We start from the raw sequence: 24,029 nt of genomic DNA on the forward strand, positions 1-24,029 counted from the left end.
GCGAGCCGGTCCTCGGAGGCCTGCGCGTACGCGGCCGCCGTGACGTTGGCCGCAGCCGCGAGCTCCGCGGGCGGAGCGAAACGCCGCTCCTCCTTGAGCAGGTTGGCCAGGCTCTCGTTGCTCAACGCGCACTCCTCATCGAGTTTCTTCATGGGGCACTCCCGTGCGTAGGGATTGTCCCGTGTGTCCCAGCACACAGCTCACCAGGCGAACAGGGCTGTTGACAAGAGGCTCCGGGAAATTGGTGTAGACCTTTGACCAAAATCGGGCCTCGGAGGAGGAGTGGCCGGCGTCGATGCGCGGTGGCTGTGCCGGGCCCCGGCCGGTGCGGCAGGGGCCCGACGTGGGCCTCAGGCGATCGCCTCCACCGGAGCGGTCAGCTCCGTGACCGGTGCGAACAGGCCGCTCTCCCGGTCGAGCACGTAGGTCTGGGCGGTGGCGAAGTCGAAGTACATGCCGACCAGTCGCAGGGTGCCCTCGTTGACCCGGCGCTCCACGGCTGGGTTCGCCAGGAGCTGGTCGAGCTGCTGGACGACGTTGGTGAGGCAGAGCTGCTCGGCCAGATCGACCACCGGCCGGCCCGAGAACCCGGCCGGGGCCCGGCGCAGCCGGTCGAGTGATCCGCGCCCGTTGCGCAGCCAGCGGGTCAGGGCGGTCGGCGGGCCGGGGCGCTCGTGCACGCCGTCCAGCAGGGCCTTCATCGCGCCGCAGCCGGAGTGGCCGCAGATCGTGATGGACCGCACCTCCAGCGCCTCGACGGCGTACTGCACGGCGGCCGCCACCGAGTCGTCGGCCGCGCCCGGCTCGAACGGCGCGGGGACGAGGTTGCCGACGTTGCGCACCGTGAAGAGGTCGCCCGGCCCACTGTTGGTGATCATGCTGGTGACCAGGCGGGAATCCGCGCAGGTCAGGAAGAGCTGGGAGGGCGTCTGGCCCTCCCTGGCGAGCCGGGCCAGCTCGGGGCGGATCAGCGGGGCGGTGTGCTGCTGGAACACCCGCACGCCGTCGAGCAGCCGCCCGTGCGGGTCCTCCTGCTGTTCGATGCAGTGGTGGCCGACCCACGGCGTCCAGGCCCGGCAGCGGTGCGGGCCGGCCGAGCTGCCCGAGCGCACGGCGCCGTCCGGATCCAGCACTTCGTCCGCCTGGCGTTCGGTCACCAGCACGACCTGGCCGCCGCCCGCGTGGTGGCCGGTGCGCCAGGAGTGCAGGGACTCGTACGCCGCGTGGTCCAGGAACGAGCCGTCGTGGCAGACGGTCACCCGGGCTCCGGCGGGGATGCCGGCCAGTGCCCGGCTCAGACGGGGCACGGCCGCGAAGGTCAGCGGACCGTGCGTCTGCACGGCGAACGACCCGTCGGGCTCGGCCGTGACGTCCACATGGGCCCGGGTCAGCCGGTGCAGTGCCAGCAGCGCGGCGACCGCCGCGCCGAGCGCGACGCCCGGGAGCACGCCGAGGGCGACGACGCCGAGGACCGTGGCCAGGTACACCGGGAACTCGCGGTGCTCGTGCACCCGGCGGATGTGGGCGAAGCTCACCATCTGCAGGCCGACCACCAGGACCAGTGCGGCCAGTGCGGACAGCGGGATCCGGCGCAGCCCGCCGGTCAGGGCGACGGCGGCGAGCAGGACCCAGACACCGTGCAGGACGGACGCCCACCGCGTCCGTGCCCCGGCCCGGACGTTGGCCGTGCTGCGGACGGCGCCACCGGCCACCGGAAGGCCGCCGAACAGGCCGCTGGCGACGTTCGCCAGGCCCTGGCCGCGCAGTTCGCGGTCGAGGTCGCCCGCCCGCCCGGACATCCGGTCCACCGCGACGGCGGAGAGCAGCGACTCGATGCTCGCCACCGCCGTCACGGTCAGCACCGCAGTCAGGACCCCGAAGAGGGAGCCGTGCGGCAGCATGGGGAGGCCCTGCGGCTGCCACGCGGGCAGCTCGACCCGGGCGAGCCGCAGGCTCAGTGCCATGGACAGGGCGGTGGCGGCCGCGATGGCCACCAGCGGGCCGGGGATCCGCGTCAGCCGGGTGCCCAACTCCCCGGCCCGGCCCGGGAGCCTGCCCAGCCTGGGCCAGCCGCAGAGGATGACGACGGCGAGGGCGCCGACGATCAGCGCCGGCGGATGCGGTTCGGACAGCTGCTTGGGCAGCGCCAGCAGGTTGGCGAGCGCCGAACTCTGCGGCGAACCGCCGAGCACGACGTGGAACTGGGCGATGGCGATCGCGAAGCCGACCCCGGCCAGCATGCCGTGCACCACGGCGGGCGAGACGGCGAGCGCGGTGCGGGCCAGGCCGCGTGCGCCGAGGAGGAGTTGGAGCAGTCCGGCGGCGAGGGTGATGGCGCAGGTGGCCTGCCAGCCGTACTGGGAGATCAGCCCCGCGGTGATCACGGTGAGAGCCGCGGAGGGGCCGCTGACCTGGAGGGACGTGCCGCCGAACAGGCCGACCACGACGCCGCCGACAGCGGCTCCGACCAGGCCGGCGATGAGTGGCGCGCCGGTGGCGAGGGCGATGCCGAGGGAGAACGGGACGGCGATCAGGAAGACCACCAGGGAGGCCGACAGATCCCGGGAGGCCAGGGCCCGGCGGCCGGCGGCCGGCGGGGCGTGGTCGGTGGTGTCGGAGGCGATGGGGGCGCTGGAGATGTCGAGGGTCATGTCTTCCCGTCTTTCCGGGGGAACGAACGCAGTCAGGTCCGGGGTGGTGCTCGGGGATCGGATCGGCTGTCGTGGGTCGCGACGGTGTGGCGGGATGGCGTGGGCGCGGCGGACTGTGCGGGGAGTGGCACAGGCGGGCCCATGGACCATCAGGGACTGTCGAAGGTCACCGAGCGTTGGTCGGAAATCGGCGGACCATCAAGAGTGGGTAAACCGAGAGTAATGAAAGCTTTGCACAGCGTAGAACACGACGACAGGGCCGGGGCTCCGATTCACCCCTATGGGTGGTAGTCGAACCAAGGGGGAACATGGCAGGTGGGGTGGCTGATGCGGTACGCCGCAGCGGGCCGCTCCCTCGGGGAACGGCCCGCTGCGCTGTGTCTCCTGCGGTGCTGTGTCTCGTACCGGTACGGCTCTGCCCGGGAGCCGGCCGGGTCAGGCGTGCGCGCCCGCGGTGGCCGCACGGTCGCTGCCGAGGACGAACTCCTCGTCGACCTGGGTCGCGAGGTCGATTCCGGCCTTGGCGTTGCCCCAGCTCTCGGCATTGCGCAGATGGAACTGGACGGCCTGGCGGGTGTAGCGCTGCGGGTCGCGCCGGTCGTGGGCCGCATCGGCCTCGTGCCGGAGCAGCTCCAGTACGGCGCGGTTGGCGGGTTCCAGCGTCCGCAGCGGCGGCTCCGCACCCTGTTCCAGGCGACGCACCCACTCGGAGTGCCCGAAGGCGGCCAGGAGGTCGTCGCCGGCCTCGCGCCGGAGGAAGGCGAGGTCGTCGGGCCCCTGCACCTTGTTGCCGATCACCCGAAGCGCGACGCCGAAGTCGCGGGCGTACTCCTTGTACTGGCGGTAGACCGAGATGCCCTTACGGGTCGGCTCGGCGACCAGGAAGGTCAGGTCGAAGCGGGTGAACAGCCCTGAGGCGAAGGAGTCGGAGCCCGCCGTCATGTCGGTGACCACGTACTCGTCACGGCCGTCGACCAGGTGGTTGAGCAGCAACTCCACCGCGCCGACCTTGGAGTGGTAGCAGGCGACGCCGAGATCCGCCTCGGTGAAGGCGCCGGTGACGAGCAGGCGGACCGATCCCTCGTCGAGGGCGACCGGCCGGGCGCAGGCCGCGTACACCGGGTTCTCCTCGACGATCCGCAGCAGGCGGGAACCGCGGCCGGGCGGCGTGGTTTTGATCATCTGATCGGCCGAGCCGATCAGCGGGTTCTCGCCGCGCAGGTAGTCCTTGATCTGCGGCAGGTGAGCGCCCAGGGAAGGCAGGGAAGCGGCTTGATCGTCGGTCAGGCCGAGTGCTGGGCCCAGGTGTTGGTTGATGTCGGCGTCGACGGCGATGACCGGGCGCCCGGCGGCGGCCAGGTGGCGGATGAACAGGGAGGACAGCGTGGTCTTGCCGCTGCCGCCCTTGCCGACGAAGGCGATCTTCATCTGGGACTCCGGCTCTCGCTCGTGCTCTTCCCGATTCCCATTGTTGGAAATCGTTATCGTCACCGATAGTGGCCATGCTAGCGGCGGTCCGGGGTGCTCGGCCCCGGGGAGCGGAGGATTGCCTCTAACGGGTGATGGCGGGGTTGCTGTGTCGGGCCCGGCGGCCGTGACCTTACTCTCGGGTAGTGAGCACTGGAACAGATCCCCTCGCCCCGCTGGCCGAGCTGCCCGGGGTGCCCGAGGCCGTCGCCGAGGTCCGTAAGTCCGTCGACCGCCTCTACGGCCACCGCGTCATGCGCCGCAGGGCCGCCGAGGTGACGTCCGAAGCCGCGCTGCGCGGTGCGCGCGCCTCGGCCGCGCTGGACGGCGCGGACTGGCCGCTGGAGGAGGTGCGGCGGCGCAGCGACTTCGGGGCCGATGCCGAGTCCCGTACGGTCGGCGCCGCGCTGCGCGTCAGCGCCGAGGCCGGGCAGCTGCTGAGCGTGTGGCGGCACTCGCCGCTGCAGGTGCTGGCCAGGCTGCACCTGCTGGCGGCCGGGGACGCCGACGGGTCGGCCGGCCGGCCCAGGCGGGCAGGAGAGGGTGCCGAGCCGCTGTTCCCGCTGGATCTGGAGGCCGCCGAGGGGTTGGACGGCGGAGGGCACCAGGAGGCGGCGGCGCCCGCCGCCCCGGGCCGGGCCCGCGTCGAGCTCCCCGCCGCGCCCGGTGCGGAGGAGGTGGCCGCCCGGCTCGACCAGCTGTCCCGGCTGATCGTCGCGCGCGCCGAGGGCCCAGGCGGCGGGGCTCCCGCCCTGGTCGTCGCCGCCGTGGTGCACGGTGAGCTGCTGGCCCTGCGGCCGTTCGGCTCGCACAACGGCGTCATCGCCCGGGCCGCCCAGCGGATCGTCCTGATCGCGGAGGGGCTGGACCCGAAGGCGATCTGCCCGGCCGAGGTCGGGCTGGCCGAACTCGGCACCGGGGCGTACCGGCTGGCGCTGAGCGGCTACCTGGCCGGCACCCCGGACGGGCTGGCCAGGTGGATCGGCCACTGCGGGCAAGCGCTGCGGCTCGGCGTGCGGGAGAGTACGGCCGTCTGCGAGGCGATGCAGCGCGGCATGGTCTGAGTGCGTGCGGCAGGCGGGCGGGTGACCGGCTGGGGCGGATCGGCTGCGGTTCGCCCCGGCCCGCTCTCCGGCGACCGCTGATCGGGCCCGGGGAATTCAGAGTGCGATCAGGAGAATTGACGGCACAAAGATGCGGCGGCACCGGATTCCACCGGGTGCCGCCGCTGGTACAGGTGCCGGGTTACCAAGCATGCACCGGAAGTGCCCATCAGACGGGGATCCTGCCCGTTCGTCTGGTGCGGCGGCCCGACAGCGGGTCGGCTGCATGTGGGTGCTCAGCTATCTGTACGCGGTCCGTGGGGCCTGAACTGCGTTGTCGGTTTGACCTCTTCGGGTCCTGACCGGGTCTCGCGGGCCGTGCTTCATTTGTATCGCGTTTCGGACGAAAGGGGAACCCGAAACGTGCAAGTCTTTGGCTTTTGCCCGTTTTGCGGAGAGCGTTTCGCCGACCGGCCCGGCGGGGTGATCAGGTGCCCGCCGGGCCGTGCTCGGATCGCCCGGGCCGGGGCGCCGAGGCCAGGCCGCCTCGGTCGTCCCACGGTGGCCGGGCCACGTCGGTCGGCCCGCTGCGGTCAGGCCACCGGCCGCCGCCGCTTGGCCGCGTACCAGATCACGGCGGCGGTCAGCACCGCCGTGCCGACGGCCACCGCGGTCAGTACGGAGCCGCTCGGGGCGGAGAACTCCGGCAGCCGGCGCCGCAGTTCCACCGGCCGGTCGAAGACCAGTACCGGCCATTCGCGGGCGACGGCCTCCTTGCGCAGCGCGCGGTCCGGATTGACCGCCGAGGGATGGCCGACGGCTTCGAGCAGCGGGAGGTCGGTCGAGGAGTCGCTGTAGGCGTAGCAGTCGGCGAGGTCGTAGCCCTCGGCCTCGGCCAACTCCCTGATGGCGGCGGCCTTGTTCTCGGCGTAGGCGTAGTACTCGATCTCGCCGGTGTAGCGGCCGTCCTCGATCTTCAGGCGGGTCGCGATGACGTGATCCGCGCCGAGCAGGGCACCGATCGGCTCGACCACCTCGGAGCCTGAACTGCTGACGATCACGACGTCGCGACCGGCAGCGTGGTGCTGCTCGATCAGGGACGCGGCCTCGTCGTAGATGATCGGATCGATCAGGTTGTGCAGCGTCTCGGCGACGATCTCGCGGACCTGTTGGACGTTCCAGCCCCGGGTGAGTGCGGAGAGGTACTCGCGCATCTTCTCCATCTGGTCGTGGTCCGCGCCCCCGGCCAGGAAGACGAACTGCGCGTACGCGCTCTTGAGTACGGCCCGACGGTTGATCAGACCGCCCTGGTAGAACGGCCTGCTGAAGGCCAGCGCACTCGACTTGGCGATGATCGTCTTGTCGAGGTCGAAGAACGCGGCCGTCCGCGGCCCCGCCGTGACCGGCCGCGGGGTGGCGGGGCGCAGTGCGCCGGGGTCCCGGTCATCGAGGTCAACGTCACCGCCCTCGCCCTCGCCCTCGCCGTCGACCGCGTTCCCGATGGTTCCGCCCGCCCTGCCGGCCCCGCCGTCCTCCTGACCGGCGAGGCCGTCGGCCGGCTGGGCCCCGTCGCCGCGCCGGGCGGCGACGGCTCCGGCGGGGCTTTCGGAAAGGGGCTCGCGGGCTGCGGCGGAGTCTGGCCCGGAGTCCGGTTCGGGGGCGGCCTGCGGGCCGGTCCTGGGGCCGCTCTCGGAGTTCCCGCCGGTGTCGGCGGTGTCGTCCGCGTACTCGTCGGCGTTCTCGGTGGTGTCCACGGGAACCGAGGATAGAGGGCGGTGCAAAACGCCCCGCCATTCGGTGTACTCCGGCGTGTGCGGGTTTGTGTTTCTGGCCGCTCGGGTACACCATGGAAGTCACGGATCGTTCGCGACCGTGCTAACCCGGTCCGGCTCCTCCCCCCCGAGTCGGACCGTGGATAGACGACCCCCGCTCTCCCCCCCGGCGGGGGTCGTCGCATGTCCGGGCCCGTTTTTGAGCCGTCGAGGCTCACTCGGGAAGGCCGGCGCAGGGGGTGTCGTCCCGGCCGGGCGGGGTAATCCGGCAAGCTCCTGAGCCATTGAATCGTCACGCTGCGTGTTCGATTACTCCGGGTGGCCAAGGCGCGGACAATACGTCATCCCGCCGATGCCGACCGTGCGCGTTCTTCGCATCGCGGTCTTCCCGTAGGTGCTCTTTCGTCAATTCTTTACCCATTAGCCCCCCGGGGGAGTGAACCCGGTTATCCACAGCCCCGAGTTGTCCACAGGGAATCGGAACGGGGATGACGGATTCCGCATGGCCCCCCACCGTGGTGATCGGCAACAGCGCACAGGCCTCCCCGCCGGAGGACACGGGCTGCTGCCGTACGGCAGGACTTGGACCGCGTGCCCGTACCGCCCCGTGCGGTGCGCACGCCCCACCGGGGGAGACCGCCATGTCGACACCGATCACCGACCACGACCCGGCAGCCGGGCCCACACCCGACCGCCCGCTGATCATCACCCAGGACGAGGCGCTCGCCGAACAGCTGCTGCGCCTCTGTGCGGCCGCCGGAGCCGAACCGCTGCTGCTCTGCTCGGCGCCCCCACCTCGCCAACTGTGGGACGACGCACCGCTCGTACTCGTCGGGGACGACCTCGCGGAGTACTGCACCGGCCTGCCCCGCCGCCCCGGCGTGCTCCTGCTCGGGCTCGACCTCGACGACTCGGAGATCTGGGTCCGGGCCGTCCAACTCGGCGCCGAACACGTGTTGTTCCTCCCCGACGCCGAGAGCTGGCTGCTGGACCGGATCGCCGACACCGTCGAGGGGGTCGGCCCGCCGGCCCTCACCGTCGCCGTGCTCGGCGGCCGGGGCGGGGCGGGGGCCTCGACGCTGGCCTGCGCCCTGGCCGTCACCGCCGCCCGGGCGGGCCACCGTACGACACTCGTCGACGCCGATCCGCTGGGCGGCGGGCTCGACATCCTGCTCGGCGGCGAAGCCGCGTCGGGGCTGCGCTGGCCCGATCTGGCCGGCTCGCGCGGCCGGGTGAGCGGCGCCGAGCTGGTGAAGGCGCTCCCCGTGCTCCACCGGCTCGTCACGCTCTCCTGGGATCGCGGTGAGGCACCGGCCGTACCGCCCGAGGCCATGCGAAGTGTGCTCGCCGCAGCCCGGCGCCAGGGCGGGCTGGTGGTGATCGACCTTCCGCGCCATCTGGATCCGGCGGCGGGCCAGGCCCTGGAGCAGTCCGACCTGGCCCTGCTGGTGGTGCCCGCCGAGCTCCGGGCGACGGCCGCCGCGGGGCGGGTGGCCGCCGCCGTCCGGATGCGGCTGACCGACGTCCGGGCCGTGGTCCGGGCCCCTGGGCCCGCCGGCCTGGCCGGCGCCGAGATCGCCCGGGGGCTGCGGATGCGGCTCGCCGGCGAGCTGCCCCAGGAGCCCGGCCTCCTGGTCGACGCCGAACGGGGGACCCCGCCGGGCAGCCGGGAGCGGGGCCCGCTGGCCCGCTTCTGCGGGACGTTCCTGGACGAGGTGATGCCGCCGGTTCCGGCGGTCGGCGGGGGCGTGCTCTGATGAACCGCCTACGCAGAAGCCGGGGCCCCGGCGCGGCCGGCTCCACCGACTCGGGCAGCGCGGTGACGCGGCGCCCGCTGGGCCCGGGGCCGGTACCGGCCGCACGGGCGGCGCCGGCCGCGACCCACCCCCCGGACACCGGTGACGACCCCGGCCGGGAGCGTGCCGCAGCCCTGGTCGACGCCGTGCGGCTGCGCCTCGCCGAGGCGGGCGCGGCGCCCACGGCCGGCTCGGTGGCGGCCGCGCTGCGTGCCTCCCGGCCGCCACTGGGCGGCGACGACGTGCTCGACGCCGTCCGGACCTTGCGCGCCGAGCTGGTCGGGGCCGGGCCACTCGACCAGTTGCTCGCCGCACCGGACGTCACCGATGTACTCGTCAACGGGCCCGACGAGGTCTGGGTCGACCGTGGCGGCGGCCTGCAACGAGCAGTCGGCATCCGGTTCCCCGACGCCGAGGCGGTGCGCCACCTCGCGCACCGCCTGGCCACCGCGGCCGGCCGCAGACTCGATGACGCCAGGCCGTGGGTCGACGCCCGGCTCCCCGACGGCACCCGGCTGCACGCGGTGCTGCCGCCGATCGCGGCCGGCTGCACCCACATCTCGCTGCGGGCCTCCCGGCCCCGGCCGTTCACCCTCACCGAACTGGTCCGAGCCGGTTCGCTCCCGCCCGCCGGAGCCGAACTCCTCGCCGCGATCCTCCAGGCCCGGCTGTCGCTGTTGATCAGCGGCGGCACCGGCACCGGCAAGACCACGCTGTTGGCCGCCCTCCTCGGCCTGGTCGGCCCCGGCGAGCGGATCGTCATCGCCGAGGACTCCGCCGAACTCCGGCCCGCGCACCCGCACGTGGTCCGGCTGCAGAGCCGCCCGCCCAACCAGGAGGGCCTCGGTGAACTGACCCTGCGGGACTTGGTCCGCCAGGCGCTGCGGATGCGCCCGGACCGGCTGGTGATCGGCGAGGTGCGCGGTGCCGAGGCCGCCGATCTCCTGGCCGCGCTCAACACCGGCCACGAGGGCGGCTGCGGAACGGTGCACGCCAACACCGCAGGAGACGTCCCGGTACGACTGGAGGCACTCGGCTCGCTGGCCGGCCTGGACCGCCTCTCCCTGCACAGTCAACTGCGGGCGGCGCTGGACATCGTGGTGCACCTCGTCAGGGACCAGGCCACGGGGCTGCGCCGGATCGCCGAGATCCACACCCTGGCCTGTGACCGCGACGGCCTCGCGGTCACCACCCCCGCCGTGATCTTCACGGCGACCGGCACCCTGGCGCCCGGCGCCGGCTGGGAGCGGCTCGCGCAGCTGTGCGCGGTGCGCGGAGTGCCGCTGCCCGGCAGGCCGGGATGACGGCGGGCGGCGCCGAGGCGCTGTTCGTCCTCGGGCTCTGCGGCCTGGCGTTGGCCGCGGGCGTGCTGCTCGGCCCGGACGGGTCTACGGAGCGCCGGTGGCGACGTCGGGCAAACCCCTCACGAGGAAGCAAATGTGATGGCACATCAGATTGGTCTGTACTGGACCGCTGCGCTCTGCGGGTTGGTGGCAGCGGCACGGCATGCGCTTCGGCGCCGGGCCGTCGGAAGTCGGCACACGCGGCTGTTGCCGGAGGGCAGTTGGGGCGACTGGGGCGACTGGGAGGACGGGAGCATCGGGGGCGGCCGACGGAGGCCGGGGGACGGGGGTGGGGTGAATGCACGACTGCGGCGAGGCCGCGCGGTTCTGGGGGCCGCCCGACCGCCCTGGCTGGTGCCGGAACTTGTCCTTCTACCGGTCGGTCTGGGGGCCTGCCAGGTACTCCGCTCACCCCTGCCGCTGCTCGCCGGTGCGGCGGCCGTGGTGCCGCTTCACCGATGGCGGGCGCGCCGGCTGCAGGACGGGCAGGCGCGGCACCGGGCCACGGCCGTCATCGAGCTCTGCGCGGCGCTGGCCGCCGAGCTGCGCAGCGGGGCTACGCCTGAGCAGGCGCTGGACACGGTCACGGCACGTCTGGGCGCCGACCGGCCGGCCCTCGGCAGGCTCGGCCCGGAGCCGGTCGCGAGGTTGGCGGCCGGCCGGTACGGAGGCGATGTGCCCGCTGCCTTCGGGATGCTCGCCGAGTTGCCCGGTGGCCGTGGTGCCGCCGCGATCGCGGCGTGCTGGCAGGTCTCCTCGCACGGCGGGGCCGGGCTGGCCGGTGGGCTCGACCAGGTGGCCGAGGCCCTGCGGGCCGAGCGCGCGATGGCGGAGGAGATCGAGGGCGAGCTGGCGGCCCCACGCACCACGATCGCGGTGCTCGCCGTACTGCCCCTGCTCGGGTTGCTGCTCGGCGTCACCCTGGGAGCGCACCCGTTGGACATCCTGTTGCACACCCCGGCAGGGCTGGCCTGTCTGGTGGGCGGTACGGCCCTGGAGGCCGCCGGTCTGGCCTGGACGGCGCGCATCGTTCGCGCCGCCCGGGGAGCACCCGTAGAGCCCGGCCGGCGACCGGGCGAGGCCGGCCCGGGTCGGTCCGGTGCGGGTCGGTCCGGTGCGGGCGGGAGCGCGTGTGGGATCACCCGGCGCCGAGCCGCGCCCACTCCCGCCCACGCCCCCGCCCCTGCCTTTGCCGGGCACGAGCAGGCGGTGCTTCGGTGACCGGGGCGGTGGTGCCGGGCTGGCTGCTGCTCTCGGCCTGGGGCGTGGCGTGTGGTGTGGGGTTGCCGGCCCTCGTGCGGCGCCGCCGGTTGCGGCGCCGGGTACGGTCCTGCCGGGACGGGCGAGGGCGGCCTTCTCCCCGGTGGACGGCTCTCCGGTGGGCGCGGCGGGCCCTTGTGCGGCCCGTCGGTCGCGGGTCGGCCGGGGAGTACCGGGCGCTGTCCCCGGCAGTCGGCAGGGCCGCCGTGGTGTTGGTGGCCGGGATCGCCGTGACCGCAGCACTCGGCGGGGTGGGCGGCCTGGTGGCAGGGTTGTTGCTGACTGCGGGCCTCCACCGCTGGCTGCCGAGGGCTCGTTCGCCCACTGAGCGCCACGCGGCCTGGGAGCAGCAGGTCATCGCCGGACAACTGCCTTTGACCGCAGATCTGTTGGCGGCGTGCCTTGCTTCCTCCGGAGCACCGTCGGCGGCTGTCGCCGCAGTCGGACGGAGTGTCGGAGGGCCCATGGGCCGGCGGCTGGGGGCCATCTCGGCCGAACTGGCCCTCGGCGCACCGCCGGAGCTCAGCTGGAACCGGCTCGGCGAGGAGTGGCCCGTGCTGGCCCCGCTGGGGCGGTGCCTGGTCCGGACGAGCATCAGCGGGGCCCCGCCCACCGGCCCGCTGCTGGGGCTCGCGCAGGCCCAACGTGCCTCGACGGCGAGGGCGGCCCACATTCGGGTGCGGCGGGCCGGCGTCCTGGCCACGGCGCCGCTGGGGGTCTGCTTCCTCCCGGCTTTCATCCTGATCAGCGTCGTGCCCGTGGTGCTGGGGCTGACCTCCGCCTTCGCCCGCCACACATGACTGACCGTCAAGGCTTTTTCCCCGTGAGTAAAGGAGTCTCGCCATGGAAAGCACGGCCGTCCTCAGGACCGCCGCGAACGCGGCCGGTACCGCCGCCTCCGCCTCCGCCCCCACCACTGCGCCCACCACTGCGCCCACCACCACGCCCATCGGCCTGGCGGGCGGGCCCGTGCCGTACCGCTCGTTGTCGGCGTTGTTCCGTCGTCGGGGCCGCTGGGCGGCCTTCCGGGTCAGGAGGATGGCGATCGGCCGGTCGGACAGCGGCATGACCACGGCCGAGTACGCGGTCGGGACGGTCGCGGCCTGTGCGTTCGCCGCACTTCTCTACAAGGTCGTCACCAGCTCCGCGGTGAGCGGCACCCTCACCGAGCTCCTCGACCGGGCCCTTCATGCGGCGTGATCGGCGGACGGGTGCCCGGAGTGCCCCGGGTTCGACGAGCCGGCCGGGCGCCGTTCGGCGCGGACGGGACGCGGGTTTCGTGACGGCGGAGACAGCGGTCGCGCTTCCGGCCCTCGTGCTGCTCATCGCCATGCTGGTCTGGGGCGTGACCGCTGCCGCCGGACAGCTGCACTGCGTCGACGCGGCCCGGGTGGGGGCCCGCGCTGCGGCCCGGGGTGACGCGAACGCCGCGGCTCTGGCGCAGTCCGCCGCGCCGTCCGGAGCGGTGGTGCGCCTGACGGCCGGGGGCGACTTCGTGCAGGTGACGGTGGAGGCGCCCTACCCGGGCCCGGGGCGCCTGGCGGCCCTGGTGTCCGTACGGCTGGGCGCGACGGCGGTGGCGGCCCGGGAGGACACCCTGACGGGCGCCGGGGGAGGTGCGTCGTCATGGCCTTCGTGACCGGTCGGGCGCGCCGTGGCCGGGGTGCCGGTGGGCTGGCACCGGATGCGGGATCGGCGACGGTCTGGCTGGTCGCCCTCGCCATGCTCGGGTGCACGGTGTTCGCGGGAGTGCTGGCCGTCGGGTCGGTCGTCGTCACCCGGCACCGTGCGGAGTCGGCCGCCGATCTGGCGGCTCTCGCGGCAGCCGACCGCATGCTGCTGGAGCCGGACGGCGGCTGCGGCCGGGCGCGCGGGATCGCCGGCGCGCACCACGCCACCGTGGTCTCGTGCTCGGTCGAGCACACCCCGGACGCGGTGGAGGTGGTGGTCGAGATCCCCGTCCGGGGGCTGCCGTTCCCCGTGGGCCCGGCGCGGGCACGGGCACGCGCCGGGCCGGTGTGGGCAGCGGCCGGGCCCGGCGTCGGCGTCGGCGCCGACACGGAGGCGGCCGCCTACTCCTCCTGGGCGCCGCCCGCGACGTCGCCGGCCGTCCCGCCCGGGGCGTCGGCCGGTTCGCCGCCCGGGGCTCCCGCGAGCAGGATGTCCAGCAGCCGTACCGCCGCTGCCTTGTCCAGCGGATCGTTGCCGTTGCCGCACTTGGGGGACTGCACGCAGGACGGGCAGCCCCGCTCGCACTCGCAGGCGGCGATGGCGTCCCGGGTGGCCGTCAGCCACTGCGCCGCCCGCTGGAACCCGCGCTCGGCGAAGCCGGCTCCGCCGGAGTGGCCGTCGTACACGAACACGGTGGGCAGTTGGGTGTCGGGGTGCAGGGGCACCGACACCCCTCCGATGTCCCACCGGTCGCAGGTGGCGAAGAGCGGCAGCAGGCCGATCGAGGCGTGTTCGGCGGCGTGCGCGGCTCCGGGGAGCTGGTCGAACGGGATGTCGGCGTCGAGCAGCTGGTCCTCGGTGACGGTCCACCAGACGGCCCGGGTGCGCAGCGTCCTGGGCGGCAGGTCGAGCTTGCTCTCGCCCAGGATCTCGCCGGTGGAGATCCGCTTGCGGAGGTATCCGACCACCTGGTTGACCACCTCCACGGAGCCGAAGCTGAGCCGGGCCTCGCCCCAGTCCACGGTGGTGTCGGTCGAGAGCACGGAGATGGAGGTGATGTCCCGGGCGGCCGTCGTGTACGGCGGGTCAGCCGGCTCGACGAGAGCGACCGAGTGCTCCAGATCGAGGTCCCGGACGAGGTAGGTACGCCCCTGGTGCAGGTGGACGGCTCCTTCGTGGACGGCGGTGTGCGCGGCGGACGCGTCCACCGTGCCGAGCAGCCGCCCGGTCTCGGCCTCGACGATCTGCACCGGGCTGCCGCCGCTCCCGCGCAGGTCGACGCCGTCGACGGCGCGGTCCCGCCTGGTCCAGTACCAGGTGCCGTCGCCGCGCCTTCGCAGCAGGCCGCGCCGCTCCAGTATCGGCAGCAGGGCGCCGGCGGACGGGCCGAACAGGTCGAGGTCGCTCTCGCCGAGCGGCAGTTCGGCGGCGGCGGCGCACAGGTGGGGGGCCAGGATGTGCGGGTTGTCGGGGTCGAGCACGGTGGCCTCGACGGGAGTGTCGAACAGCGCCTCCGGGTGGTGCACCAGATAGGTGTCCAGCGGGTCGTCGCGGGCGATCAGGATGGCGAGGGCGCCCTGGGCCTCCCGCCCGGCCCGCCCGGCCTGCTGCCAGAGCGAGGCCCGCGTGCCCGGGTAGCCGGCCATCAGGACGGCATCGAGCCCGGACACGTCGACACCGAGTTCGAGGGCGGAGGTGGAGGCGAGCCCGAGCAGCCGCCCGGAGTGCAGGTCGCGCTCCAGTGCGCGCCGCTCCTCGGCCAGGTAGCCGCCGCGGTAGGCGGCCACCCGGTCGGCCAGCGGCCGGCCGAGCTGGTCCTGGGTCTGGAGGGCGACCAGTTCGGCGGCTCGCCGGGAGCGGACGAAGACGACCGTTCGGGTGTTGTTCTCGACGAGTTCGGTGAGCAGGTACGCCGCCTCGGAGGTGGCGGTCCGGCGGACGGGCGCCCCGTGCTCGCCGACGTTCTCGGTCAGCGGGGGCTCCCACAGCCCGAACACCAGCGGCCCGCGCGGCGAGCAGTCCTCGGTGACGGCGACGGCGGGCAGTCCGGTGAGCCGCTGGGCGGTGGCCGCCGGGTCGGCGGTGGTCGCCGAGGCGAGCAGGAACGTGGGCGTGGAGCCGTACCGCGCGCACAGCCGGCGCAGTCGGCGCAGCACCTGGGCGACGTGCGAGCCGAAGACGCCGCGGTAGGTGTGGCACTCGTCCACGACGACGTACTTCAGGGTTTTCAGGAAGGACGCCCAGCGCGGGTGGGCGGGGAGGATGCCGCGGTGCAGCATGTCCGGATTGGTGAGGACGTACGAGGCGTACTGGCGCACCCACTCGCGCTCCTCCGGCGGGGTGTCCCCGTCGTAGAGGGCGGCCCTGACCCTGGTGGGCGCGAGTTCGGCGGCGCGGCGCCGCTGGTCGGCGGCGAGGGCCTTGGTGGGGGCCAGGTAGAGCGCGGTGGCCCCCCGGCCGTTGCGGGCCTCGGTGCCGTCCAGCAGGTCGCTGAGCACCGGGGCGAGATAGCCGAGCGACTTGCCCGAGGCGGTGCCTGTGGCGAGAACCACAGTTTGGCCGGTTTTGGCCAGATTCATTGCCTCGGCCTGATGGGCCCAGGGCTGCGCCACGCCCAGGGCCAGCGCGGACGCCACGATCTCGGGCCGGATGGCCTCGGGCCACGGTGCGTAGCGGGCCTGGCGGGCAGGGAGATGCTCCGTATGGGTGAGTCGGTCGGACCGTCCACGGGAGGCGGAGAGGGTCGCGAGCAGTGCCTCGGGCGGGCGGTGACGGGGCGACATGGGGACCCAGTGTGTCACCGGCATGACGGACAATCGTCGTAAGCCATCGTGCGGGCATGGTCACAGGTGGTTGAATGAAGCCGTGACGGCCACATGGCCGAGGGTCGCAGTGTCGAGGCTCGCCGCGTGCTCATCAGGCGCGCCCAGGCCCGCGATCACGCGGTGGCGGCCGTCAAGGCCGAGGATCGCAATGACGTAGCAAGGCAAGGTGCTGGAGGTTCCGTGGACCTGTCCCTGTCGACCCGTACAGTCGGCGATCGCACGGTCGTCGAGGTTGGCGGCGAGATCGATGTGTACACCGCCCCGAAGCTGCGTGAGCAGCTGGTCGAACTCGTCAACGACGGCAATTACCACCTGGTCGTCGACATGGAGGGCGTGGACTTCCTCGACTCGACCGGTCTCGGCGTCCTGGTGGGCGGTCTGAAGCGAGTGCGTGCCCATGAGGGTTCGCTGCGCCTGGTCTGCAACCAGGAGCGCATTCTGAAGATCTTCCGGATCACCGGTCTCACCAAGGTGTTCCCGATCCACACGTCGGTGGACGACGCGGTCGCCGCGACCGACTGAGTCACCTTTTTTGGGGCGGCGGTGCCCGTCGGGTGCCGCCGCCCCGGTCAAGGACCGGTGCAGTCCGGTCCTCGGGGCTGGCTGTCCAGCCCGTGGTCGGAGAACCCGAGGGGGAGACATGGCAACGGTCGAACTTCGATTCAGCGCGCTTCCCGAGCACGTGCGCACCGCCCGGCTGGTGGCCGCGGCAGTGGCCAGACGCGTCGGGGTCGACGAGTCGGTGCTCGACGAGGTGCGTCTCGCGGTCGGCGAGGCGTGCTCCCGCGCGGTGGGTCTGCACCAGCGGGCCGGAGTGTTGGGCGGCGCTGTCCGGGTCGCTCTCACCGACCAGGAGAAGCGTTTCCTCATCGAGGTCGAGGACGAGGCCGGCCCGATGTCCGTGCCCGCTCCCGGCGCCGACGAGGATGCCGACGAGGACATGCTCGGCCTCGCGGTGATCACCGGACTGGTCGAGGACCTGGAGGTCACCAACGGAGTACGCGGTGGCCTGATCCGGATGAGTTGGCCGGTACCGGCCGACGTCCTGGCCCGCTGAGCCGACGCGCGGAACCGTAGGACCGAGCCGGAAGGCCGAGCCGGAGGGCCGAGCCGGAGGGCGAGTACCGAGCCGGAGGACCCGGCCGGGCCTGAGGTCTGCCCGCCCGTGGCAGGGCCGCCTGCTGCGCCCCCGGCCCTGCGTACCCACATCCCGTCCCACGCACATCCGTCCATCCGCCCATCCGGCCTCGTGTCGTACCGAGTCCGGCGTCGGTGGCTCCGCCGCGAGCCTCGTACCGCCCTGCCCTGCCCCGCCGATGGTTGACAATTTGTTGAACCGGACGGTTCCCTGCTCCTCGGCGCGATCGCTTCGAACCTGTCGGACATGGTCGGACATGAGGGAGCACGCATGCGCATACGCATCCTTTGGCCGGCCGGTCAGCTGACGGCCACGCTGAAGCCGACGCCGTCCGCCGAGGCGGTCTGGGCGGCGCTGCCGATCAGTTCCCTGGCGAACACCTGGGGCGAGGAGGTCTATTTCGGCACCCCGGTGAGCGTGCTTCAGGAGGAGGACGCGCAGCAGGTCGTCGCTCCGGGCACGGTGGCGTTCTGGACGGACGGGGACAGTCTTGCGCTGCCGTACGGCCCGACGCCGATCTCGCGGGCGGGGGAGTGCCGGCTGGCCGGCCCCTGCAACGTCCTCGGCGTGCTGGACGGGGATGCGGAGGTGCTGCGAACGGTCCGTCCGGGCGACTCGATCCGGGTCGAGCGGGCCTGAGGCCGGCCGGTGCCCCGGCAACGGCGGTCGGCGGCCGTGTAGGTTCGCAGTTCGACGACCGCAACCGAAGGGGCTCTCCCGGTGAACAAGCGACTGCTGGCCGTACCCGCGCTGGGCGCGCTGCTCGCGTTCGGCGCCGTGGGGTGCGGCGGTGACAACAGCGCGCAGCTGAACGCCTGGGCGACGAGCGTCTGCGCAGCGGCCAAGGACCCGATCGCACAGGCGCAGGCGGCGCTGGCCGACACCGGGCAGGTCAAGGAGGGTGAGACGCCGGTCGACCTGCAGCAGCGGTTGTCCGCCGACCTGGCCGGTCTGGCCAGGACCAACCAGCAGATCGCCGAGGCCATCGACAAGGCGGGTGCGCCCAAGGTCGAGAACGGCGCCGGCCTGCAGAAGGACGCGGCCGACGAGCTGAACAAGGCGGCGCAGGGCTACCTGGACGTCCAGAAGAAGCTGGACGCCCTGCCCAACACGGACCAGGCGAAGTTCGCGGACGCGCTGCGCAGCGTCGGGGACCAGATCCAGCAGTTGTCGAACCTGTCCACCCAGGCGCAGAACAAGCTCCAGAGCGGTGACCTCGGCGCGGCGATGGCGAAGCAGGCCGGCTGCAAGCCCGGCGGCGCCGCCACTGCGGCCACCGATGCGCCGGCACCGGGCACACCGGCCACCGACGCGCCGGCACCGGGCGCATCCGCCGCCGGGACGCCCGCCGCGGGTGATTCCGCCGCGCCGGCCGCGCCGCCGGCCGCGACCTCCGCTCCGGCGTCGCCCGCGGCCGCACCGGCCTCCTCTGCCGCCACCTCCCCGGCCTCCGCCTCGGCCTCCTCCCCGGCGGCGTCGTCCGGCTGACGCGGCCGCCGCCTTCGCGTGGCACGTCGACGTCGGGACAGGGGTGTGCACCGCGAGACAATGGGGTGGTGACCAGTAGCCCAGTTCTCGACCCCACCCGTCTCGCCAAACTGCGTGAGGCACTGCTCGCCGCCTCGTACACCGCCGACGGCTGCCTCGACCTGCTCGGGCCCACCGGGTACGCGGCGTTGGCCCGCAGTGAGTCGGTGCCCGCGCTGCGTGCCACTCGCGGGGGCAGCCCGTTGGAGACGCTGCTGCGGCTCTTCCTGCTCCAGCAGCCCGTTCCCTATGCCGCCGCGGCTGCGGCGCTGCCGGTCGAGGACTGCCTCGCCGACGGCTGGCTGCGGCCCGACGGCGATCTGGTGCGCGCCACCGTGGATGTCCGTCCGTATGCCAATGAGGTCGCCGGGCTGCCGAGTTCGGACGCCTGGGTGGTGTCCGACCTGGGCTGCGCCGTCGGCGGCGCGGGCGGGATCGGCTCGGGGGAGACGGCGCACGGGGTCGCCCGCAGGGAGCTGGTGCTGGGTGTGGGGGGCGCGTCCACGACGCTGGCCAACCTCGCCGTGCGCCGGCCGGTACGGGCGGCGCTCGACCTGGGCGCGGGCTCCGGCGTGCAGGCGCTGCACGCGGCGCGGCACGCGCAGCGCGTCACGGCCACCGACCTCAATCCGCGGGCGCTGCGGTTCACCGAGCTGACCCTCGCGCTGTCCGGTTTCGACAACACCGAGACGGCCGAGGGGAGCCTCTTCGAGCCGGTCGCGGGCCGGAAGTTCGACCTGATCGTCTCCAATCCGCCGTTCGTGATCTCGCCCGGCAACCGGTTCACCTACCGGGACGGCGGAATGGCGGGCGACGACCTCTGCCGCGGCATCGTCCGGGGCGCGGCCGCGCACCTGGAGCCCGGTGGCTACTGCCAGCTGCTCGCCAACTGGCAGCACGTCAGGGGCGAGGACTGGCACGACCGGCTGGCGGGCTGGGTGGCGGGCACCGGCCTGGACGCGTGGGTCGTCCAGCGGGAGGTGCAGGACGTGGCGCAGTACGCGGAGTTGTGGCTGCGCGACGGCGGTGACCACCACGGCCCCGGCGGCGACTACCAGGCCCGGTACGGCGAGTGGCTGGACGCCTTCGAGGCGGCGAAGGTCGAGGGCATCGGATTCGGCTGGATCACGCTGCGCGCGAGCGGCGCGGACAAGCCGGTCGTGCAGGTGGAGGAGTGGCCGCACTCCGTCGAGCAGCCGCTCGGCCCGCACATCGACGGCTGGTTCGACCGGCAGGACTTCCTGCGGTCGCACGACGACGCGGGCCTGCTGTCGACCCGGTACGTACTCTCCGACGACGTCGTCCAGGAGCAGATCGGCCGCCCCGGTGCGGAGGATCCCGAGCATGTGATCCTGCGCCACAACCGCGGCATGCGGCGGGCGACGAAGGTGGACACCGTGGGCGCGGGCTTCGTCGGAGCCTGCGACGGAACGCTGACGGCGGGCGAGATCGTGGACGCGATCGCCCACCTGCTGGACGAGGACCGGATCGTCCTGCGCGACCAGGTGCCGCAGTCGCTGCGGATGCTGACGGAGCAGGGCTTCATCGAGCCGGCCGGGACCGGCGCGGCGGGCTGAGCTCCTCCGGCGGCGCTCCGGCAGCACGGTGACGGGCCCGGCTCCGCGCCGCCGGTTGCCGTTCACCGTCCCGTCCCCGCTGGTTCGGCTCCCGTACGGCGGACGTCGGTCGGGTGTTGTCCCCGGGCTGCGACTGTCTGTCCACAGGCCTGTGGACAGACAGTCGCGGGCGGAGCGGGGGAGGCAGCGGTGGAGACGCTCACGGGGGTGGTGGCGGGGGTCGTGCTCGTCCTCTTCGGTGGCGCACTGCTGTTCTGGTGCGCCGTCGAAGTGCGTCTTCGCCACCGGGTGCGCCGCCACGGGATACCGACCGCCGCCCTGGTGGTCGCCGACGGCGATCCGTACGGTGCGCTGGACAGTGCTCCGCTGCTGACGTTCTGCACCCTGCCGTCCGTCGGCGGCCAGGGCGGCCCGGGTGCGGCGGACGGGGGAGTACCGTCGGACGGGGCTGTCGCCGGGCGCGCCGAGACCGTGCTCGCCCGGCCCCGCGGACACACGCCGCTGCGCCGGCCGGCCCGGCTGGTGCCCGGTACGGAGGTGCGGGTCGCGTACGATCCGCGGCGGCCGGCCCGGGTCGTCCTGGCCGCCGCCGACACCGGGTCGACGCTGGCCGGCGATGTGATGTGGCTGGTGCTGAGCGCGGCGAGCCTGGCCGCCGGCGGCGCTCTGCTGGCCGCCCTGACCGCTCGCTGAGCGGCGTCCCGCCGGTCCTCGGCGGCGCCGCGACGTGGGCGGAACCACGACGGGACCCGCATCGCCGCGTGCACCGGATCTCGCACCTAAACCCGCCGAAGCACCCCCTCTGCGCGGCACGATCCTCCATCATCGGGTTACCGTTCGAGTGGCGTGGGTCGGCCTTGCCGGTGAAAAAGCAGGATCCGTCCGTTTGACAAGAGTGGCCGGGGTACGGTCACACTCCGCTGGTGGGGTCGTCGCGCAGCGGCAGCCCCGGACGGTGGTCGGGTCGGGCGGAGGACTATCCGTACTGCCTGCGCCGACCAGCTCATATAACGACCGGGAGAGAGAAGCGAAGGTGTCCCCGAGCAGCGAGACCGCGCGCAACGGCCAGCGACTCGTGATTGTCGAGTCGCCGGCCAAGGCGAAGACGATCAAGGGCTATCTCGGCCCCGGCTACATCGTCGAGGCGAGCGTCGGGCACATCCGCGACCTGCCCGGCACGGCCGCCGAGGTCCCGGACCAGTACACCGGCGAGGTCCGCCGGCTCGGAGTCGACGTCGACCACGACTTCGCTCCCATCTATGTGGTGAACGCGGACAAGAAGTCGCAGGTCTCCAAGCTGAAGGCCCTGCTCAAGGAGTCCGACGAACTCTTCCTCGCCACCGATGAGGACCGCGAGGGCGAGGCCATCGCGTGGCACCTCCAGCAGGTCCTGAAGCCCAAGGTGCCGGTGCACCGGATGGTGTTCCACGAGATCACCAAGGCCGCGATCCAGGAGGCCGTGGCCAACCCGCGCGAGCTGAACCAGCGCCTGGTCGACGCCCAGGAGACCCGTCGGATCCTCGACCGCCTCTACGGCTACGAGGTCTCGCCGGTGCTCTGGAAGAAGGTCATGCCGAAGCTGTCGGCGGGCCGCGTCCAGTCCGTGGCGACCCGCCTGGTGGTCGAGCGGGAGCGGGAGCGGATCGCGTTCCGCACCGCCTCCTACTGGGACCTCACCGGCACGTTCGCGACCGGTCGCACCGCCGCCGACGCCGCGAACCCGGAGAGTTTCGGCGCCCGCCTGTCCACCGTCGACGGCAGGCGCATCGCCAGCGGCCGTGACTTCGGCTCGGACGGGCAGATCAAGGGCGCGAACACCCTGCACCTCGACGAGCAGTCCGCCCGTGCGCTGGCCGCCGCGCTGGAGCAGACCGCGTTCAGCGTCCGCAGCGTCGAGTCCAAGCCGTACCGCCGCTCGCCGTACGCGCCGTTCCGCACCACGACGCTCCAGCAGGAGGCCAGCCGCAAGCTGGGCTTCGGCGCGAAGCGCACCATGCAGGTGGCCCAGAAGCTGTACGAGAACGGCTTCATCACCTACATGCGTACCGACTCCACCACGCTCTCCGAGACGGCGATCACCGCCGCCCGGGCCCAGGTGACGCAGCTCTACGGAGCCGACTACCTGCCGGACGCGCCGCGCACCTACGCCAGCAAGGTCAAGAACGCGCAGGAGGCGCACGAGGCGATCCGCCCCTCCGGCGACCGCTTCCGCACTCCGGCCGAGACCGGCCTGAGCAGCGACGAGTTCCGGCTCTACGAGCTGATCTGGATGCGCACCGTCGCCTCGCAGATGAAGGACGCGGTCGGGCAGTCCGTGACGGTGAAGGTCGGCGGCGCGTCCTCGGACGGCCGGGACGTGGAGTTCTCCGCGTCCGGCAAGATCATCACCTTCCACGGCTTCCTCAAGGCCTACGTCGAGGGCGCGGACGACCCGAACGCCGAGCTGGACGACCGCGAGCGCAGGCTGCCGCAGGTCACCCAGGGCGACCCGCTCTCCGCCGAGCAGCTCAACCCCGAGGGCCACTCGACCAAGCCGCCGGCCCGCTACACCGAGGCCTCGCTGGTCAAGGAGCTGGAGGACCGCGAGATCGGCCGGCCGTCGACGTACGCGTCGATCATCGACACGATCATCAACCGCAAGTACGTCTTCAAGAAGGGCACGGCGCTCGTCCCGTCGTTCCTCTCCTTCGCCGTGGTCAACCTGCTGGAGAAGCACTTCGGCCGGCTCGTCGACTACGACTTCACCGCGCGGATGGAGGACGACCTCGACCGGATCGCCGCCGGCGAGGCGAAGTCCGTGCCGTGGCTCAAGCGCTTCTACTTCGGCGAGGGCGAGGGCCACGCCGTGGGTGGCGCGGCCGAGGCCGGCAACGGCGACGGCGACCACCTCGGCGGTCTGAAGGAGCTCGTCACCGACCTCGGGGCGATCGATGCCCGCGAGATCAGCTCGTTCCCGATCAGCGACACCATCACGCTCCGCGTCGGCCGCTATGGCCCGTACGTGGAGAAGGCCTCGCAGGTCGAGGGCGAGCCCGGCCAGCGCGCCGACATCCCGGACGAGCTGCCGCCGGACGAGCTGACCGTCGAGCTGGCCGAGGAGCTGCTGGCCAAGCCCAGCGGCGACTTCGAGCTCGGCACCGACCCGGTCAGCGGCAACCCGGTGGTGGCCAAGTCCGGCCGCTACGGCCCGTACGTCACCGAGATCCTGCCCGAGGGCACGCCGAAGACCGGCAAGAACGCGGTCAAGCCGCGCACCGCCTCGCTCTTCAAGACGATGTCGCTGGACACCATGACCCTGGAGGACGCGCTCAGGCTGCTCTCCATCCCCCGGGTGGTCGGCACCGACCCCGAGGGCCAGGAGATCGTGGCCTACAACGGCAAGTTCGGGCCGTACCTCAAGCGGGGCACCGACTCGCGGTCGCTGACCAGCGAGGAGCAGATCCTCACCATCACCCTGGACGAGGCGCTGGCCGTCTACGCGCAGCCCAAGCTGCGTGGCCGGGCCGCCGCCGCCCCGCCGCTCAAGGAGCTCGGGACGGACCCGGTGAGCGAGCGTCCGGTGGTGGTGAAGGACGGCCGCTTCGGCCCGTACGTCACCGACGGCGAGACGAACGCGACGCTGCGCAAGGACGACGAGGTCGAGTCCCTCACGCCGGAGCGCGGCTACGAGCTGCTGGCCGAGAAGCGGGCCCGCGGGCCGGTGAAGAAGGTCGCCAAGAAGGCGCCGGCCAAGAAGGCCGCCGCCACCAAGACGGCCGCGAAGAAGACCACCACCGCGAAGAAGACGGTCGCCAAGAAGACCGCGACCAAGACCGTCGCCAAGACGGCGGCCAAGACCACGGCGGCCAAGACGGCCGCCAAGAAGGTCGCGGCGAAGTCGGCCGCCGCCGAGAAGAGCACGGACTCCGACGAGGGCTGATCCTCCGGCCCCCGTCGCGGGCCCGTACCTCCCGGCCGGG

18 protein-coding genes and 1 pseudogene are annotated in these 24,029 nt (G+C 73.2%); 15 read left to right on the forward strand and 4 right to left on the reverse strand.

The window, feature by feature from the left end:
* Nucleotides 1–350: 350 nt before the first annotated feature.
* Both ACFUK0_RS09000 and ACFUK0_RS09005 read right to left on the reverse strand, forming a co-directional pair.
* Nucleotides 351–2,651: a SulP family inorganic anion transporter gene (locus ACFUK0_RS09000; RefSeq protein WP_380247739.1), complete on the reverse strand. Its 2,301-nt coding sequence runs from the start codon at nucleotides 2,649–2,651 to the stop codon at nucleotides 351–353.
* Between the two features lie 435 nt (nucleotides 2,652–3,086).
* On the reverse strand, nucleotides 3,087–4,079 hold the full coding sequence (locus ACFUK0_RS09005) for an ATP-binding protein (RefSeq protein ID WP_380247741.1): 993 nt from the start codon (nucleotides 4,077–4,079) through the stop codon (nucleotides 3,087–3,089).
* Nucleotides 4,080–4,264: 185 nt separating this feature from the next.
* Here ACFUK0_RS09005 and ACFUK0_RS09010 point away from each other — a divergent pair, with 185 nt between their 5' ends.
* Nucleotides 4,265–5,182 carry an oxidoreductase gene (locus ACFUK0_RS09010; RefSeq protein WP_380247743.1) on the forward strand — a complete coding sequence of 306 codons (918 nt, stop codon included), beginning with the start codon at nucleotides 4,265–4,267 and terminating at the stop codon, nucleotides 5,180–5,182.
* Between the two features lie 572 nt (nucleotides 5,183–5,754).
* Here ACFUK0_RS09010 and ACFUK0_RS09015 read toward each other — a convergent pair.
* Nucleotides 5,755–6,588, reverse strand: a complete 834-nt coding sequence (locus ACFUK0_RS09015) for an HAD family hydrolase (protein ID WP_380247878.1) — start codon at nucleotides 6,586–6,588, stop codon at nucleotides 5,755–5,757.
* A gap of 986 nt (nucleotides 6,589–7,574) precedes the next feature.
* On the opposite strand from ACFUK0_RS09015, the gene ssd reads away from it, so the two are divergent.
* The 7 genes and pseudogenes from ssd to ACFUK0_RS09050 all read left to right on the forward strand — a co-directional run.
* Nucleotides 7,575–8,690, forward strand: coding sequence for a septum site-determining protein Ssd (gene ssd / locus ACFUK0_RS09020; protein WP_380247745.1), 1,116 nt, complete (start codon nucleotides 7,575–7,577; stop codon nucleotides 8,688–8,690).
* Entirely contained in the window at nucleotides 8,690–10,033 is a 1,344-nt protein-coding gene (locus ACFUK0_RS09025) for a TadA family conjugal transfer-associated ATPase (protein ID WP_380247746.1), read from the forward strand. The genes ssd and ACFUK0_RS09025 overlap by 1 nt, the downstream gene beginning before the upstream one ends.
* A gap of 483 nt (nucleotides 10,034–10,516) precedes the next feature.
* Nucleotides 10,517–11,293 (forward strand): type II secretion system F family protein, encoded by a 777-nt coding sequence (locus ACFUK0_RS09030; protein WP_380247748.1) that lies wholly within the window; start codon nucleotides 10,517–10,519, stop codon nucleotides 11,291–11,293.
* Between the two features lie 302 nt (nucleotides 11,294–11,595).
* A complete protein-coding gene (locus ACFUK0_RS09035; RefSeq protein WP_380247880.1) occupies nucleotides 11,596–12,132 on the forward strand; it encodes a type II secretion system F family protein in 537 nt (178 codons plus the stop codon).
* 43 nt (nucleotides 12,133–12,175) lie between these two features.
* A complete protein-coding gene (locus ACFUK0_RS09040; protein ID WP_380247750.1) occupies nucleotides 12,176–12,532 on the forward strand; it encodes a DUF4244 domain-containing protein in 357 nt (118 codons plus the stop codon).
* Nucleotides 12,522–12,971, forward strand: coding sequence for a TadE family type IV pilus minor pilin (locus ACFUK0_RS09045; protein ID WP_380247751.1), 450 nt, complete (start codon nucleotides 12,522–12,524; stop codon nucleotides 12,969–12,971). The genes ACFUK0_RS09040 and ACFUK0_RS09045 overlap by 11 nt, the downstream gene beginning before the upstream one ends.
* Nucleotides 12,959–13,288: pseudogene (locus ACFUK0_RS09050) on the forward strand (Rv3654c family TadE-like protein); the annotation flags it as partial. The gene ACFUK0_RS09045 and the pseudogene ACFUK0_RS09050, both read left to right, overlap by 13 nt.
* Nucleotides 13,289–13,404: 116 nt before the next feature.
* Here the strand turns inward: ACFUK0_RS09050 and ACFUK0_RS09055 are convergent.
* Complete coding sequence (locus tag ACFUK0_RS09055) at nucleotides 13,405–15,786, reverse strand: DEAD/DEAH box helicase (RefSeq protein WP_380247753.1); 2,382 nt, start codon at nucleotides 15,784–15,786, stop codon at nucleotides 13,405–13,407.
* A 222-nt stretch (nucleotides 15,787–16,008) separates the two neighbouring features.
* Here ACFUK0_RS09055 and bldG point away from each other — a divergent pair, with 222 nt between their 5' ends.
* The 7 genes from bldG to topA all read left to right on the forward strand — a co-directional run bounded on the left by bldG (nucleotide 16,009) and on the right by topA (nucleotide 23,989).
* Nucleotides 16,009–16,350 (forward strand): anti-sigma factor antagonist BldG, encoded by a 342-nt coding sequence (gene bldG, locus ACFUK0_RS09060; RefSeq protein ID WP_014178436.1) that lies wholly within the window; start codon nucleotides 16,009–16,011, stop codon nucleotides 16,348–16,350.
* 118 nt (nucleotides 16,351–16,468) lie between these two features.
* Complete coding sequence (locus ACFUK0_RS09065) at nucleotides 16,469–16,885, forward strand: ATP-binding protein (protein WP_380247755.1); 417 nt, start codon at nucleotides 16,469–16,471, stop codon at nucleotides 16,883–16,885.
* Nucleotides 16,886–17,236: 351 nt separating this feature from the next.
* Nucleotides 17,237–17,605 carry a cyclophilin-like fold protein gene (locus ACFUK0_RS09070; protein ID WP_380247757.1) on the forward strand — a complete coding sequence of 123 codons (369 nt, stop codon included), beginning with the start codon at nucleotides 17,237–17,239 and terminating at the stop codon, nucleotides 17,603–17,605.
* Nucleotides 17,606–17,686: 81 nt separating this feature from the next.
* Nucleotides 17,687–18,454, forward strand: coding sequence for a hypothetical protein (locus tag ACFUK0_RS09075; RefSeq protein WP_380247759.1), 768 nt, complete (start codon nucleotides 17,687–17,689; stop codon nucleotides 18,452–18,454).
* Nucleotides 18,455–18,522: 68 nt separating this feature from the next.
* Nucleotides 18,523–20,070 carry a methyltransferase gene (locus tag ACFUK0_RS09080; protein WP_380247760.1) on the forward strand — a complete coding sequence of 516 codons (1,548 nt, stop codon included), beginning with the start codon at nucleotides 18,523–18,525 and terminating at the stop codon, nucleotides 20,068–20,070.
* Between the two features lie 189 nt (nucleotides 20,071–20,259).
* Nucleotides 20,260–20,763: a hypothetical protein gene (locus tag ACFUK0_RS09085; protein WP_380247762.1), complete on the forward strand. Its 504-nt coding sequence runs from the start codon at nucleotides 20,260–20,262 to the stop codon at nucleotides 20,761–20,763.
* A gap of 340 nt (nucleotides 20,764–21,103) precedes the next feature.
* A complete protein-coding gene (gene topA / locus ACFUK0_RS09090; RefSeq protein WP_380247763.1) occupies nucleotides 21,104–23,989 on the forward strand; it encodes a type I DNA topoisomerase in 2,886 nt (961 codons plus the stop codon).
* Nucleotides 23,990–24,029: the final 40 nt, after the last annotated feature.

This window comes from Kitasatospora sp. NPDC057223, assembly GCF_042669755.1.
GTDB lineage: Bacteria > Actinomycetota > Actinomycetes > Streptomycetales > Streptomycetaceae > Kitasatospora.

Excerpts from the sequence above, each read along its gene's own strand:
- ACFUK0_RS09045 (WP_380247751.1), top strand. The coding sequence starts at position 12,522 with ATGCGGCGTGATCGGCGGACGGGTGCCCGGAGTGCCCCGGGTTCGACG.
- ACFUK0_RS09055 (WP_380247753.1), bottom strand. The coding sequence starts at position 15,786 with ATGTCGCCCCGTCACCGCCCGCCCGAGGCACTGCTCGCGACCCTCTCC.
- ACFUK0_RS09000 (WP_380247739.1), bottom strand. The coding sequence starts at position 2,651 with ATGACCCTCGACATCTCCAGCGCCCCCATCGCCTCCGACACCACCGAC.
- ACFUK0_RS09070 (WP_380247757.1), top strand. The coding sequence starts at position 17,237 with ATGCGCATACGCATCCTTTGGCCGGCCGGTCAGCTGACGGCCACGCTG.
- ssd (WP_380247745.1), top strand. The coding sequence starts at position 7,575 with ATGTCGACACCGATCACCGACCACGACCCGGCAGCCGGGCCCACACCC.
- ACFUK0_RS09065 (WP_380247755.1), top strand. The coding sequence starts at position 16,469 with ATGGCAACGGTCGAACTTCGATTCAGCGCGCTTCCCGAGCACGTGCGC.
- ACFUK0_RS09025 (WP_380247746.1), top strand. The coding sequence starts at position 8,690 with ATGAACCGCCTACGCAGAAGCCGGGGCCCCGGCGCGGCCGGCTCCACC.
- ACFUK0_RS09005 (WP_380247741.1), bottom strand. The coding sequence starts at position 4,079 with ATGAAGATCGCCTTCGTCGGCAAGGGCGGCAGCGGCAAGACCACGCTG.
- ACFUK0_RS09040 (WP_380247750.1), top strand. The coding sequence starts at position 12,176 with ATGGAAAGCACGGCCGTCCTCAGGACCGCCGCGAACGCGGCCGGTACC.